The organism is Sphingobacterium sp. 40-24, from assembly GCF_001899705.1.
Lineage (GTDB): Bacteria > Bacteroidota > Bacteroidia > Sphingobacteriales > Sphingobacteriaceae > Sphingobacterium > Sphingobacterium multivorum.
Genome location: NZ_MKWH01000062.1, coordinates 1 through 15787, shown reverse-complemented (window position 1 = coordinate 15787; position 15787 = coordinate 1). Strand labels below are relative to the sequence as shown.

Here is a 15787-nt window from a genome sequence, read left to right as displayed (position 1 = left end):
TAAAATCTAAAGACTCTATGGATATGAATTTTGAACTTTTGCTTTCTGCTAAATTGGTACTCGCTCTCGTTTTAGGAAGCATCGTCGGTATAGAACGGGAAAAAGAACAGCAGAATATGGGTATAAGGACATTTGCCTGTATCTGTGTTGCCTCTTGTCTCTTTGTATCTGTTGCAGCCCACTTGACTGAAGACAGGTCTGCAACGGCAAGAATGCTGGCGGCGATTGCAACTGGCCTAGGATTTATAGGAGCCGGTATAGGATTTCGTACTGAGAAAAGTATGCCAATAGGACTGACCACAGCAGCCGGCCTCTGGACAATTGCTGCGGTTGGAATAGCTATCGCACTCAACATGTTTGTTCTTGCAATTTCTGCAACAGTTATTACCCTATTGATTTTCGTAATAAATCAATTTGAGTGGTACAAGCGATTTCTGAGAAAATTATCCGACAATAAAAATAGCGGCCATGAAACAGAATAATAATCAGTTCGATCTGCATCTTCAAAAACTCGCAGATTTGTTTGAAGGGGCGAAGAAAGAGAACAATCCCGGGCGGTATCTTTTTGAGAATGGATTAAGAACACCTTTGTTCCAATTGGAGGCATTGGCCAGGATATATAGTGTTACTGGTCCAAGAACAAAACAGTTTAGAAGAATGCGGGACAAATTTAAACAATTGGAGGACATGCTTGGGAGCATAGACTATTTTACCACTTTTGCTAAATTGTATACCAAAGACAAATGCATTCCAGAAGATGTGGGGATTTATTTTGATGCACAATTAGAAAAAGTCGTGAGGAAACTTAATAAATTACTCAAACGTAAAAACTGGTTGAATGGTAAACAATTAAAAAAAATCATCAGTGACATTGACAAAACCCAATGGAAGGCAAAAGACGAGCAGCACAGACGTCTTGTTAAATTCTATCGTTCAGAAATAGAAAAGATAATGGATTTTTCCCAGAATGGAAAATATGTTTTCAGAAACGTGGAGTCAGATATTCATGAGTTTCGTCGGAAATTACGCTGGTTAAGTATTTATGCACAATCATTACAGGGATGTGTCGAACTAGTAGATATTGAACATGAAAAGTCGGAGTTGAGAAACTACCTTACTGATACTATACTTGAGTCACCCTTTAATCGACTCCCACCTGTTGAAGAAAAGCAGACCCATCCTCTGGCGCTATCCAAGTTTGGTTTTTACGCAGTTAGCTGGATGATCGAACAGTTGGGAATACTGAAGGATCATGGACTCAGCTTACTTGCCCTGGCGGACGCTTTGAAAGAAACAGAGAAAATCAAAAAACAAAGTGATGCAATAATTAGGGCTGAGAAATATTTGGAGAAATCAATTCCTTCAATAGATGTTGTACTAAGTGAAGCAAATAAGGTCTCGAAACAATTCTTTATGGATAAAATATTAAAAAACCTTTTAAAATAAATATTATGGATCACAAACATCAATATGACGCGCAAGGCAAGCAGATCTGTTGTACGCAGACGGAAAAGGTCTATTCTAAAGCCGGAGCAAGAGAATTGGTAAAAGAGGAACATTACAAAAATGACGGACACGATCATGGCCATAGTGATGATGACGGTCATGACCACAGTAATGCCACCGGAAGTCCATTTAAAATGTTTCTACCATCTATTCTTTCTCTTTTACTTTTACTTATTGCAATATCATTGGATAACTGGCTGCCTCAGGAATGGTTTAAAGGAACAGTCAGATTTGTTTGGTATCTGGTAGCTTATGGAATCGTAGGCCTTCCGGTAATTCAAGATGCTTTTAAGAGTATAGCCAAGGGAGAGGTCTTCTCAGAATTCTTTTTGATGAGCATTGCAACCATAGGCGCGTTTTTTATCGGGGAATATCCCGAAGGGGTGGCCGTTATGCTTTTTTATGCTGTAGGCGAAGTATTTCAGACGTTGGCGGTTTCAAGAGCACAGCGTAACATAAAAGCCCTGCTGGACCAGCGGCCGGACGAAGTGAGAATTGTTGAGGAGAATCAGACCAGAGTTATTAAAGCCGAGGAGGCACAGATAGGTATGGTTATCCAATTAAAACCTGGGGAGAAACTGGGCCTTGATGGAGAACTGCTCACGGATAGTGCTTCTTTTAATACTGCCGCACTGACAGGTGAAAGTAAACCGGATACCAAAAACAAGGGGGAATCGGTGCTTGCCGGCATGATCAACCTAAATACCGTTGCTCAGGTTAAGGTGACTACCGCTTATACGGACAGCAAGCTAAGTAAGATTTTGGAATTGGTCCAAAATGCAACATCCCAGAAAGCACCTACAGAACTTTTTATAAGGAAGTTTGCCAAAGTCTACACCCCAATCGTTGTTTTTCTTGCAATCGGAATATGTTTGCTACCTTATTTCTTTTTAGAGAACTACGTATTCAATGACTGGCTTTACAGAGCTTTAGTCTTCTTGGTAATTTCATGTCCTTGTGCATTGGTAATTTCTATTCCATTGGGATATTTTGGAGGTATTGGAGCTGCCAGTCGTAATGGTATTTTATTCAAAGGCAGTAATTTCCTTGATACTATGGCTGCCATAAAGAATGTAGTAATGGATAAAACTGGTACAATGACCGAAGGTGTTTTTAAAGTGCAAGAAGTAGTTTTTAATTCCGATTTCGATAAAGCTGAAATTCTAAAACTCGTAAATGCCATCGAAAGTCTTAGCACGCATCCTGTAGCAACGGCCATACACGAATATGTAGGAGATGTTGATAGTTCCATAAAATTAGAAAACACTGAAGAGATTCCCGGTCATGGTTTGAAAGCGCAGATTGACGGAAAAGAATTACTGGTCGGCAATTTTAAACTGATGGACAGATTCAATATTAAATATGATCTAGATCCATTATCAATTGTCTACACAACTATTGCGGTGGCTAAAGACAGTAAATTTGTGGGCTACATTACCATTGCCGATAGCATAAAGGAAGATTCCCAAAAGACTATTGATATGCTTCATAAGCTCAATGTAAAAGCGACGATGTTGAGCGGAGATAAGACAACTGTTGTTAGATTTGTTGCAGATAAGCTGGGGATCGACAAGGCTTTTGGAGATCTCTTGCCTGAAGACAAAGTAAACAAAGTAAAAGAGATGAAGGCAAAAAATGAAACTGTTGCCTTCGTAGGAGACGGGGTAAATGACGCTCCGGTAGTTGCTTTAAGTGATGTGGGAATTGCTATGGGAGGACTTGGAAGCGATGCGACAATTGAGACAGCAGATGTTGTTATTCAGGATGACAAGCCTTCTAAAATCCCGATAGCCATTAATATTGGCAAGAAAACAAAAAAAATTGTTTGGCAGAATATCATACTAGCGTTTGTGGTGAAAGGCATAGTTCTTATTCTTGGGGCTGGAGGTCTTGCTACTATGTGGGAAGCCGTATTTGCTGACGTAGGGGTTTCGCTAATTGCGATATTGAATGCTATAAGGATCCAGCGGATGAAATTTTAAATAAAATTTGAATGTTATTGGAAACAGTATTCTATAAAACATCATGTTTAGTAGGGTCTTAGCTTTTTTATACAATAAAATGATCATCTAGGATGTTTTGTAATAAAGCAAGACATCCTTATTGTTAGCCTTTGAAAGGAATATCCAATTAGACTGTATTTATCAAATTTACGAAGGAATCAAAAATATGTTGGTATTGTTTAGTCTAAGTATCGGTCATGGCTGTCCGACATTCCTGTTTTCCATCTGTAAATCTTGCAGCATCATGTTGGGGTATCTTTATAATTAATGTGTTAGTGAAGTTTTTCTCATAAGTCTAAACGGTCATTAACTTTTGTAGCTTTTTTTGTTCTAACCTGTGTTGAAAGAAAAATAGGTTTTGAGAAATGTTGTATTAGGAAGTTTAGGATTATAAAATTATTGTTGATGCAAATGAGTATCAATTTATGTTTTTATCAAATTTTAATATAGGATTTCTATTTTTTATTGTTCCAGTTGTATTGAAATGAAAAAAAAACATAATGTACACAAGAGAAAACCTGCTGTTAAGAGGAGAAAGAGAAAACATACCTCTACTATATCCCAGAAGTCTTTTAAAGAGAGAAAATCACCCTTTTTGATTTTTATGGTCATTATACTGTCCATTATAACAATAATTACAATCATCGTTCAGATAAAACATATATATATACATATTTCAGGAAGAGGGCATTAAAATTCAATAATCAACTTAAAATTTTAGTAATGTTAGGTACTGTATTCACAGTATTTGATTGTGTTTTAGAAGAAGTTGATTGTTAGATTAGTAGTTCAAAATTACGAATTCGAATTATTTATAATAATCCCCTCAACTAACATTTATAGAAATAATAAACAGATAATTGAGGTCAAGATTTTAGGTGTTAAAAGTGTGTCAATATTCAATAAAGGTTTTAAGAACGTTTAAGATTTGTATTAATACGCAAAATATTATCAGAATATTTGCAATTTTTTATTTTTGATAAATGTATAACATTAGTATATGCTAGTTTTGTTTTAAGCCTAGAAAATGTTACTATTGTGTTTTGTCACTTTTGGTTTAAAGTATCATGTATAGACGTGTTTTATGTGTCCTGTTGATTGTTATATCGGTTATCTTATGTAAAGCAGGAACTGGACAGGATACTGCGTTGATACAACTGCTTCAGATGATCGACAAAAAGGAAGTGTTTATGGCCCTCAAAGAAGCGAGAATAGACGATTTGGGACGACAACTTCAGAAATCAATAAATAACACTTCCGGACAATACGAATTAAACAAGCTCCTTTACCAAGAATATTCTTCATATAAACTAGATTCTGCGATTATATATGCTAGGGGAAATGTAAAATTAGCCAAAAGAAGTGGCGATTTCTTCCAAATCAATGAAAGTAATCTGGATCTTGCTTCATTTTACTTCACAGCAGGTATGTATATTGACGCCTATAAAATATTGGCCACTGTAGGTAAGAACAAGCTTCCTAGAGAACTGTTGATCAAGTATTACGATGCGTGGAAAAGGCTCTATAAATTTTATTCATTTTCAAATACCGACGATCGGCAGTATGCTATTCGGAGTGACCGCTATCGCGATTCGCTCTTAAGTGAACTGGACACGGCAAGTAGTCAATACCGTATAGTTTATGCCGAAAAGCTCCATGATGAAGGGAAATTTGAGGAAGCGAAAAAGAGTTTGATGTATATGCTTGATCTTTCCCGAAAAGAGGATCATGAACATGCCATCTTATGTTATGCCCTGGCTAATATCTATGAAAAGGAAGGAAATATTGACCTTCAACGCAAATATTTGACGCTATCCGCGATTAGTGATATTAAAAACGCCATCAAGGAGAATGCCTCGATGCAGGCATTAGCGACCTTATTGTATAAGTCAAACCATATTGAAGAAGCCTATAGCTGTATCAAATCGTCAATGGAGGATGCTATATTTTGTAATGCCCGTTTCCGGACCTATGAAGCTTCGCAGATCTTTCCAATCATAAACTCAGCTTATCAAGAAAATGAATTACAACAAAAGGCAAAATTGACAATCTTTCTAGCGATTGTCAGTATCCTATCGCTGTGCCTCATTATAGCAGTTATTTTGATATACAGGCAGATGAAGCGGGTAAATCGCGTCCGTAGAGAGCTCTTCGAACTCAATCAAAAATTGCAGGTGCTCAATCAGCAATTGAATACAGCCAATGACGAACTTCATACCACCAATAGCGAAGTGCTGTCTATGAATAGCGAGTTGGCAGAAACCAATCACATCAAAGAAGCCTATATCGGTGAGTTCCTAAACTTATGTTCCTTATATATTGATAAGCTCGAAAAATACCAGATTTCGCTCAACAAGATGGTCATGGCCAAGAAGATCGAAGAGCTCAAGCAGATGCTTAAATCACGCGATATGATCGACCATGAAGTAAGAGAATTATACGCCACTTTTGATCATGTATTTTTGCACTTGTATCCGAACTTTGTGGAAGATTTCAATGCACTGTTAGTCGCAGATATGCAAGTCGTCTTAAAGCCAAATGAAGTACTGAGCCCGGAACTCCGTATTTTTGCATTGATACGTTTGGGTATTACAGACAGCGCAAAGATAGCCCGTTTCCTGCACTATTCAACCAATACCATTTATACCTACCGGACCAAATTCAGAAATAAAGCTGCCGTCCCGCGCGAAGATTTTGATGAATTGGTCACAAAAATAGGTCGAAAAGCCCTAAATTATTGACCTAATCTTCTATATATTTCTTTGTTGTATTTGATGTAATATTCTGTTTTTTAGGTTTTTACGTTTTTGTTGTTTCTATATTTGGCGATACACCTCTTTTATCTGCTCTTTGATCCTCTTATTTTTGGATAAACCAATTAGGGGGCGATTTGACACTAGTTTCAAATCGAAATTAGATAACAATTATAAGTAATACGTAAAAATCAAATTTTATGAAAAACCAGGGGCGATTACGTTTTACGTATCCCATTCTCATGCTTTCAATGATTTTGATCTGTTTAAATTCATTTGCACAACAAAGGGAGATTCAGGGTACTGTAAAAGACGAAAACAAGCTAGCTATTGAAGCTGTTTCCGTCAACAACAAGGGGACAACCCAACAAGTACAGACAGATCGAAATGGCCATTTTAAAATGACCGTTGCACATGGTTCAGTTTTGAGCATCTCCTATATCGGCTACAAGACTCAGGAACTAAAAGTAGACAATGCATCAATTTATAATATTATATTAGTCAAGGATAACACAGCACTTGACGAGGTGGTTGTTATTGGATATGGGACCGTTAAAAAGAAAGATCTGACAGGTTCTTTAGCGTCTGTGGGTGCAGAGGCAATGAAAGATAAGCCTGTGGCAAATGTTGGCGAAGCGCTTCAAGGACGTGCCTCTGGTGTACAGGTTATCAACTCAGGCGCGCCCGGAAGCAATGTGTCCATACAGATTCGAGGGCTGGGATCAATCAACAATAGTGCTCCATTGTTAGTGATTGATGGCGTCCCAACGGATCTGTCTCTCAATGCGCTCAATCCAAATGATGTGGAGACAATCGATATCCTCAAGGATGCCTCTGCTACTGCCATTTATGGTTCCAGGGGAGCCAATGGTGTTGTATTGATTTCAACAAAAAAGGGTAATAAAAATAAAGGCAGTATTACGGCAAGTGCCAATTACGCGATTCAGCAGGCAACGAGCCTACCCAAAATGCTGAATGCACAACAGTTTGCGTCGCAGCACAATGAGATGATGGCCAACAACAATAACCGTCAACGACCGGATTTTGCCGATCCTACATTGCTTGGCCGAGGAACAGATTGGTTAGATGCGCTCCTACAGACAGGTAAATTAGCTAATTATGCCCTTAGTTATGCTGGTGGTGGAGAAAAGAATACGTACTACGTCTCTGCTGGTATACTCAATCAGGATGGCATCGTGAAAAACACCGATTACAAACGGTATAATTTTCAGTTTAACAATGAAGCTAAACAGACAGCATGGCTCAAATTGGGCAATACGCTCACGCTAAGCCATGATGTAAAACACAATGGTTCCTATAGCGTATTGAATACGCTTGCCTCATTGCCTACACAACCAATTTTTAATGAAGATGGTACCTATTCAGGGCCAGGAAATGAAGCTATATTCTATGGCGATCTGCGCAATCCGATCGGGACTGCCATGCTTGAACAAAATACAACGAAAGGCTATAATCTTCTTGGAAATATCTATGCGGAAGCAAATTTCTTGAATCATTTCACCTTCAAAACTTTGCTTGGCCTTGATTATAAGGCTTGGGACAATATGACCTTTTCGCCTAAATACAATTGGAAACCCATCCCCGTTCCCAATTCCTATCGGAGTGAAAGTTTCAACAAGAGCCTAACCTATTTGTGGGACAATACCCTCACTTATGCAAATACTTTCGGGGGTGGACACGAAATCAATGTGATGATAGGTTCTAGTGCGCAAAACAATGATTATAATTACATGAATGGAAGTATCAAGGAATTTCTTTCCGACAATAATAACCAGTTAAATAATGGCTTGTTAGATCCAACTGTAGGTGGGAGCCGCAACGAATGGGCGTTATTGTCATTCTTCGGGCGCGCCAATTATACGTTTAAAAATCGCTATCTCCTTACGGCCACTGTACGTCGTGATGGTACATCAAGAATTGCTTCGGCCAACCGTTGGGGGACTTTTCCTTCTTTTTCTGCCGCCTGGCGTATCTCTGAAGAGTCTTTTTTTAACAAAAATGATTTTTGGAGTGATGTTAAACTCCGTATCGGTTATGGAGTTACCGGTAATCAGGCCGTGTTGGATAACTATGCTGCATCAGCCCGCTTAAAAACTGGTCAATATGTTTTCAATGGTATTCCCGTTTCGACATTGTACCCACTCGTTATGCCTAACCCGGGCATACGCTGGGAAACGATCAAACAACAGAATGTTGGAATTGATGCAAGTTTTTTCAAAAACAGGATCCAGTTGACGATGGATGCTTACATCAAAAAAACCTCAGATATGCTTGTCAAAATGAGCGTGCCCATTACGACAGGATATTCAGACAGCTATACGCCAATGATCAATGCCGGAGAGGTAGAAAACAAGGGGTGGGAATTAAGTTTACGTAGCCAAAACCTAAAAGGAGAATTGGTTTGGAATACCGATTTCAATATCTCCTATAATAGAAATAAGGTCGTTAGACTTGATGGCGATGTACCTATTTACTACGGTTATCAGTCCCATACCATTGGACAGCCTGTTGGATCATTTTATGGCTATTTGACCAATGGTATTTTTCAAAACTGGGCCGAAGTGAATAGTTATGCTTATCAATATCAAGGGGCAGATCCCGCTAATAGTACGGCACCCGGCGATATCAAATTTAGGGACATCAATAAAGATGGAGTTGTTAATGACTATGACCGGACCTATTTAGGCAATCCAACACCAAGTTGGAGTTTTGCCATGAATAATAAGTTGTCCTATAAAAATATAGATCTTGAAGTATTCTTTCAGGGGGTGTCTGGAAACCAGATCTATAATGCCAATAGGGTTACCTTGGAAGGTATGTATACCATACGAAATCAGACGACTAAGGTTCTTGATCGTTGGACCGCTGAGGGAACCAGCAATGAGGTGCCGAGAGCGATTTACAGCGACCCCAATAAGAATACACGTAATTCAGATCGTTTTATTGAGCAGGGAAAATACCTGCGTCTGAAAAATCTGACCGTAGGTTATACCTTGCCTGAAGCTGTAGCCAAACGTCTGCATGCAGGACGGTTGCGGTTTTATTTTTCAGGGCAGAATTTGTTTACTTGGACCAAGTATTCTGGCTTCGATCCTGAAGTGATAGGAGGTGTTGACAATAGTAACTACCCGATCACAAAAAACTTTAGCTTGGGATTGGACCTTAGATTTTAACTAATTAGACTCATGATGATGAAAAAAATATTTTATATGGCCCTTGCGGCGATGCCCCTTTGGTTGGGCTCATGTTCAAAATTTTTGGATAAAGAACCTCTTGAGGATCCCAGTGCCGAATCCGTCAAGGATGCTTCCGCTGCTGTTGCAATGATCAATGCGGCTTATCAGCCACTCCAACGACCCAAGTTATACAATATGCGTATATGGTCATTAGACATTATGGCAGGGAATAGTGCCGTGGGTGCAGGTGGTGGCGATGATGGAATAGAAACGATCCAATTGTCCAATTTTTCCACTGGCCCAGACAATTTTTCGGCGGTTGATCTTTGGCGAGGACCCAATCCCGGTATTTTATATTGTAATACCGTCTTGGAAAATGTCCCTTCGATGGATATAGATCCCCAATTGAAAAACAGATTGATTGGCGAAGCCAAATTCCTCCGTGCGAACTATTATTTTATTTTGGTTCAGCTGTTTGGCGATGTGCCGCTTTCATTGGTACCCGCGAAACCTGGAGATGATCTCAAACCGGCTCGCGTGAGCAAAGAACGCATCTATAATGAAGTCATTGTACCAGACCTTAAGGAAGCCATTACACTGTTACCTCGTCGTGAGGAATATGCCGATCAGGATAAGGGACGCGTCAGTAAAGGAGCTGCGGCAGGCCTTTTGGCAAAAGTTTACCTCACACTAAAACAATATCAGTTGTGCATTGATCAATGCAATCAGGTCGAGTCGCTGGGGTATGTGCTTAATGCAGACTATAGTGATTGTTTTGGGGGGGAGCCTCGTCATAAAAATACAGCCGAATCGCTCTTTGAAGTACAATATTATGGACTTACCAAGGCCGGATTTTGGGACGATGAAAATCAGGCAAACTGGCTGAGCACCTATATGGGACCACGCAATTCGGGCTGGGTGGGCGGCGGCTACGGTTGGAATCAGCCAACAGCTGAGTTTGTCTCCCAATACGAAACTGGAGACTTGCGCAAAGATAAAACTGTTTTGTATGAAGGAGGACCACTTTTCGACGGTAAGGCCTACAAATCCAATATGTCGTCCACAGGATATAACGTGCGCAAATTTTTGGTTCCATTGTCCATTTCACCCGATTACAATACCAATGCGGCCAATATCGTTGTGTTACGTTATGCAGACGTGCTATTGATGAAAGCCGAGGCACTCAATGAACTCGGCAATACGGCTCAAGCGGTGGATCCCCTGTATATGGTGCGACAACGAGCAGGTTTGACCGACAAAAAGTCAATTACAGGGCTTTCCCAAGCTGATATGCGTGAAAAAATCCGTCACGAAAGAAGAATAGAACTTGCTTTTGAAGGACAACGCTGGTTTGATATGATTCGCTGGGACAACGGGCAGTATGCGCTTAACTTTCTGCACAGCATCGGCAAGCTCAATGCCACCGCAAAACATTTGTTGTTACCCATTCCTCAAGTTGAGATTGACGCCAATCCAAATTTGAAGCAGAATCCCGGTTATTAAATCCATTTTGGTAATTAACCAACTAACAAATTTAAAAAGATGAAAAGACTATATTATATTATCAATTTGATCTTGATCTCGTCCTTGTTCTGTCAGTCCTGTAAAGACGATTTTGGCAATGTCATCTATCCCGATGGTCCCTTAGAACTCAGTGTCTCAACATCAGATATTGTATTGAATGTTGCCGCCCCGGAGCAGGAAGCTGTAGTATTCGACTGGACTTCGGGTTCTAATTTTGGAACGAATGCAGCCATCAAGTATACCCTTGAAATCGGTGAAAAAGGTAAGGATTTTAAGCCTTCCATTAACAGTACTTTTGAGAAAGGATTGCGGTCACAAAGATATGTTACCAAAGATTTTAATCAATTGTTGATTGAAAAGCTTGGCATCACAGCAGGAAGCGGAGCACAGCTGGAAGCGCGTGTCATAGCAGAGACCCAAGACGGACAAAGCGCAACACAGTTGTCTCAAATAATTAGTTTAAAGATCAAAACCTACAAGCCGGTTACCGAAACACTCTATATCCTTGGTAGCGCAACAAGCAACGGCTGGGATGCGAACAAAGCCAGCAGGATGAATCCGATACAGGGTACGCCAGGAGCCTTTATATGGCAAGGTGTACTGAGCCGGGGCGAGTTTAAGTTTATCAGCACCTTGGGCAATTTTACACCTTCATACAACAAAGGAACAAATAATGAAAAGCTCTATTATCGTGAGTCGGAGTCAGATCCCTACGATGTTCCATTTACCGTTGCCAAATCTGGACTATACCAAGTCAAAGTCAATCTGATCGATCGATCTATTGTCATTACTGAAATTGAGGGAGCTATGTATGATGCACTGTGGTTTGTGGGTGGCTTTACCGGTTGGTCCTTTCAGCCTATGGTGAAAGACCCGAATGACCCTTTTATTTTTACCTATCATGCCGTATTGAATTCTAATAATAGCACCGACGAGTTTAAGATTGCAACGAAGCCAGATTTTGATCCAAGCGTTGTCTTTTTGCGCCCAGAGACAGATCAACAAGGCGTTGGAACAGACCTACCTGTCGTCAAGTGGTCCGAAAGTGAAAATAAGAATGATTATAAATGGCGGATTAATAAAGGAATCTATAAGATCAGACTGGATCTACGGGCCAATAAAATTACCATTGCTCCTTTTACATCGTTTCCGGCTATTTATCTTGTGGGCGATGCGACACCCAATGGTTGGGATATTGCCACAGCAACCCCAATGGTTAAGGGTGATACACCCCACAGGTTTACCTGGTCTGGAACACTTAAAGCCGGTGAATTAAAGTTTAGTTGCGATAAACAGGCCGATTGGAATGGCGCATGGTTTTTGGCTTCACAAAATGGCAGGACACCCTCAGGGCAGACCGAGCAGATGATCTTTAGCAAGTCTGGCTCTAATCCAGATAATAAGTGGAAAGTGACCACTGCGGGTACATACAGTATCATACTGGATCAGCTACAGGAAACAGTCACAATTATCAAACAATAAATCAATCTTAAGCTTTTTCCTCCATCAACAAAATGGAGGAAATTAATAAGCTTCTGTGTGCATGATTAATTATTTACAGATGAAACGAATATTCAGACTTGTGGTTGCCGGCGGAATCCTTCTAAGCGCGAGCTGCAACAACTATTACGATATTGAAAAAGACCCGATCACCTATGGGCAGACCTATTTTAAGCCTGTCATCAATACAGATAAAGCTGTTTATAAACCTGGGGAAAAGATCACATTTACAGCTGCCATCTCCGACAATAATTTGAGTGTCGCCTATACCTATCTGGGCGAATTGATCAAAGAGGAGCCGCTTTCGCAGCTGAGCTGGACCTGGACACCACCTACAACAGACTTTCGGGGCTACATGGTCTATCTTTTTAAAACTGATGATACAACTAAAAAGCCGCTCTACAGCATAGCCGTTGATGTATCTTCTGACTGGCGCAAGTTTCCACGGTATGGATTTGTATCCAATTACGATCGCCTTGATCAGCAGGTAATACAACGCAATGTCGAAACGCTCAACCGTTTCCATATTAATGGAATCCAGTTTTATGACTGGCAGATGGATCAGCATAAACCTTTGGCCGGTTCAGTATCCAATCCGGCTGATTCCTGGCTGGATCTCATCGGCCGGACTAATTACAAATCTACCGTGGATGGCTATATTCAGGCCGCTCATGATAAAGGGATGAAAGCGATGTTCTACAACTTGTTGTATGGCGCTTTGTCCAATGCGGCAAGTGATGGGGTATCCGAACAATGGTACCTTTTTAAGGATAATCAACATCAGGAGAAAGATAGGCATTCGTTGAATGCACCCTTTCGCAGCAATATCTATTTGGTCGATCCCGGCAACTCCGACTGGCAGACCTACATTAACAAAAGACATCAAGATGTATTTGCGGTCTATAATTTTGACGGCTATCATATTGATCAGTTGGGAGACCGCGGAAAACTATATGACTATACTGGCAAAGAAGTGAAACTAGAGCAGCGCTACGCCCCATTCATAGCAGCGTCAAAGAAGGCTTTTCCGGGCAAGTATCACGTGATGAATGCAGTTAATCAATACGGTCAGGAGTCTGGGATAGCACCATCTGCTGTTGATTTTTTATATACCGAAGTTTGGGATCCTAACAAATCATACGATGAATTGGTGAAAATTATTCAAGACAATGACCGTTTTAGCAATTACAATAAGAATACCGTATTAGCAGCTTATATGAACTATGCTAAGTCCAATCAGGCAGGCTTTGTCAATGAGCCAGGCGTGTTGCTGACCAATGCGGTCATCTTTGCCAATGGAGGGGCTCACCTTGAAATGGGAGAACATTATTTGACCAATGAATATTTTGCAAATAACAACCTGCAGCTTAAAGGAACAACAAAGGAAAAGCTGATCCAATATTATGACTTTATGGTCGCTTACCAAAACGTATTGCGAGATGGTGGTACAGCCGCGGTCTTTAGTGTCACCGGTACAAACGCTTTGACTATCAGTAATGGTAAAGCAAGATCAGGCAGTATTACAAGCTATGGGCGATATTTTGCTAACCGCGATGTAATCCATTTGATCAATTTTAAGGATGCCAATACTATGGAATGGCGTGATACCAATGGGACCCAACAGGAACCCTCCAGTATCGATGGCCTACAGATCAAGCTCGACGTGACACGTACTGTCAAGCGTGTATGGCTGGCATCGCCCGATATGCAAGGGGGCGTCGCTATTCCGCTTACTAAAGCGCAGACAGGAAATAAATTGACCATAGATCTGCCGGGGCTCAAGTATTGGGACATGGTTGTGATCGAATATTAAAAACCTATTATGCATAAACTAAAATCTTTTTATTTGATGCTGTTTTGCCTGATCTCCATCGTTCATGGAGCAGCAGGGCAGATGATGAAAGCGACACAATGCCAAGATTATCAGATCGAGGGGCGAAAGGTGACTTTCAATTGCAGCGACGGCGCTAAGTTGGAGCTTTATTTTTGCAGCAGTTCTGTTGTTCGGATATGGTATGATGTCAGCGGCACATTGCAAAGGAAGAATTCTTCCTTTGCAGTAGTTCATGAACAGCTTGAAGACATCGGTGAAATCAAGGTGAATAACGAACCGGCAACCTTCGAAATCTTCACCGGAAAGCTGCGTGTCCGTCTCAACAAGAATCCCATGCAATTGCTGATTTACGATAAGTGGCAAAAGTTGGTTTTCAGTGATTATAAAAGTCTTGGGCACAGCACGAGCGGTACCAAGACGGTGGCACATAAAGTACTGCGTCCCGATGAACAATTCTTTGGCCTAGGCGAAAAGACTGGGCCGCTCAATCGAAGAGGCCGGTCTTACAAGATGTGGAATAGCGACAAACCCTGTTATAGCAGTCAAGAAGATCCATTGTATAAGAGTATTCCTTTTTTCATGAGCAGCTACCATTATGGTATTTTTTTGGACAATACCTATAAAACAGCTTTTGACTTTGGAACCAGCAGTACAGAATCCTATTCCTTTGGAGCACCAGATGGTCCCTTCATCTACTATTTTATCTATGGAAAGGATTATAAAGAGATCCAACAGCAATATATCGCATTGACTGGGAAACCGATCATGCCACCGAGGTGGGCGTTTGGTTTTGCACAGAGCCGTGGACTTTATACACGGGAAGACCAAGCTTTGGAGATCGCTTCCGAATTTCGAAAGCGGGAAATTCCCTGTGATATCATCTATCAGGATATAGGCTGGACACAGGAACTGCAAGATTTCAACTGGCGTAAAGGAAATTATAAAGATCCTAAAGGAATGCTCAAAAAGCTGAATGAAAAAGGCTTTAAGATGATTCTCTCACAAGATCCAGTGGTGTCGCAATCAAATAAGAGTCAGTGGCAGGAGGCCCATCAAAAAGGATATTTTGTCAAGGACCGTCGTACGGGTACATCTTATGATATGCCTTGGCCATGGGGTGGTAATTGTGGTGTCGTTGATTTTACAAATCCATCTGTGGCCGACTGGTGGGGGCAGCTCCAGCAGAAGCCCCTAGCCGATGGTGTGAGTGGTTTCTGGACAGATATGGGGGAGCCTGCCTGGAGCAATGAAGAGGATGTTGATAGACTTCATATGCAACACCAGTTAGGCATGCATGCCGAGATCCACAACGTATACGGTCTTACCTGGGATAAGGTGGTGAAAGAGCAGTTTGACAAGCGTAATCCCAACAAGCGGATCTGTTAATTCGCATATAAATACCCCCAGCAATTCGCATTAAAATGCCACCACCTTAAACAATTAAGGTTTTACTTGTTGAGAGTATAATAA

General features: G+C 40.7%; 9 protein-coding genes. All 9 read left to right on the top strand.

Annotation, left to right across the window (positions count from 1 at the left end):
• The first annotated feature begins 23 nt into the window (after positions 1 to 23).
• The 9 genes from BGP15_RS23320 to BGP15_RS23280 all read left to right on the top strand — a co-directional run bounded on the left by BGP15_RS23320 (position 24) and on the right by BGP15_RS23280 (position 15703).
• Entirely contained in the window at positions 24 to 482 is a 459-nt protein-coding gene (locus tag BGP15_RS23320) for an MgtC/SapB family protein (RefSeq protein ID WP_198386059.1), read from the top strand.
• On the top strand, positions 469 to 1446 hold the full coding sequence (locus tag BGP15_RS23315) for a hypothetical protein (protein ID WP_088160816.1): 978 nt from the start codon (positions 469 to 471) through the stop codon (positions 1444 to 1446). Before BGP15_RS23320 ends, BGP15_RS23315 begins: the two co-directional genes overlap by 14 nt.
• A gap of 5 nt (positions 1447 to 1451) precedes the next feature.
• On the top strand, positions 1452 to 3488 hold the full coding sequence (locus BGP15_RS23310; RefSeq protein WP_088160817.1) for a heavy metal translocating P-type ATPase: 2037 nt from the start codon (positions 1452 to 1454) through the stop codon (positions 3486 to 3488).
• A gap of 1088 nt (positions 3489 to 4576) precedes the next feature.
• Positions 4577 to 6250 (top strand): SusR family glycan utilization regulator, encoded by a 1674-nt coding sequence (susR, locus tag BGP15_RS23305; protein WP_088160819.1) that lies wholly within the window; start codon positions 4577 to 4579, stop codon positions 6248 to 6250.
• A 212-nt stretch (positions 6251 to 6462) separates the two neighbouring features.
• Positions 6463 to 9456: a SusC/RagA family TonB-linked outer membrane protein gene (locus tag BGP15_RS23300; RefSeq protein WP_088160820.1), complete on the top strand. Its 2994-nt coding sequence runs from the start codon at positions 6463 to 6465 to the stop codon at positions 9454 to 9456.
• A gap of 12 nt (positions 9457 to 9468) precedes the next feature.
• Positions 9469 to 10962, top strand: coding sequence for a RagB/SusD family nutrient uptake outer membrane protein (locus BGP15_RS23295; protein WP_286770828.1), 1494 nt, complete (start codon positions 9469 to 9471; stop codon positions 10960 to 10962).
• A 39-nt stretch (positions 10963 to 11001) separates the two neighbouring features.
• A complete protein-coding gene (locus BGP15_RS23290; RefSeq protein ID WP_088160822.1) occupies positions 11002 to 12465 on the top strand; it encodes a SusE domain-containing protein in 1464 nt (487 codons plus the stop codon).
• 79 nt (positions 12466 to 12544) lie between these two features.
• On the top strand, positions 12545 to 14296 hold the full coding sequence (locus BGP15_RS23285) for an endo-dextranase (protein WP_088160823.1): 1752 nt from the start codon (positions 12545 to 12547) through the stop codon (positions 14294 to 14296).
• 9 nt (positions 14297 to 14305) lie between these two features.
• A complete protein-coding gene (locus tag BGP15_RS23280; protein WP_286770827.1) occupies positions 14306 to 15703 on the top strand; it encodes a TIM-barrel domain-containing protein in 1398 nt (465 codons plus the stop codon).
• Positions 15704 to 15787: the final 84 nt, after the last annotated feature.

Excerpts from the sequence above, each read along its gene's own strand:
- susR (WP_088160819.1), top strand. The coding sequence starts at position 4,577 with ATGTATAGACGTGTTTTATGTGTCCTGTTGATTGTTATATCGGTTATC.
- BGP15_RS23300 (WP_088160820.1), top strand. The coding sequence starts at position 6,463 with ATGAAAAACCAGGGGCGATTACGTTTTACGTATCCCATTCTCATGCTT.
- BGP15_RS23285 (WP_088160823.1), top strand. The coding sequence starts at position 12,545 with ATGAAACGAATATTCAGACTTGTGGTTGCCGGCGGAATCCTTCTAAGC.
- BGP15_RS23315 (WP_088160816.1), top strand. The coding sequence starts at position 469 with ATGAAACAGAATAATAATCAGTTCGATCTGCATCTTCAAAAACTCGCA.
- BGP15_RS23310 (WP_088160817.1), top strand. The coding sequence starts at position 1,452 with ATGGATCACAAACATCAATATGACGCGCAAGGCAAGCAGATCTGTTGT.
- BGP15_RS23290 (WP_088160822.1), top strand. The coding sequence starts at position 11,002 with ATGAAAAGACTATATTATATTATCAATTTGATCTTGATCTCGTCCTTG.
- BGP15_RS23280 (WP_286770827.1), top strand. The coding sequence starts at position 14,306 with ATGCATAAACTAAAATCTTTTTATTTGATGCTGTTTTGCCTGATCTCC.
- BGP15_RS23295 (WP_286770828.1), top strand. The coding sequence starts at position 9,469 with ATGATGATGAAAAAAATATTTTATATGGCCCTTGCGGCGATGCCCCTT.
- BGP15_RS23320 (WP_198386059.1), top strand. The coding sequence starts at position 24 with ATGAATTTTGAACTTTTGCTTTCTGCTAAATTGGTACTCGCTCTCGTT.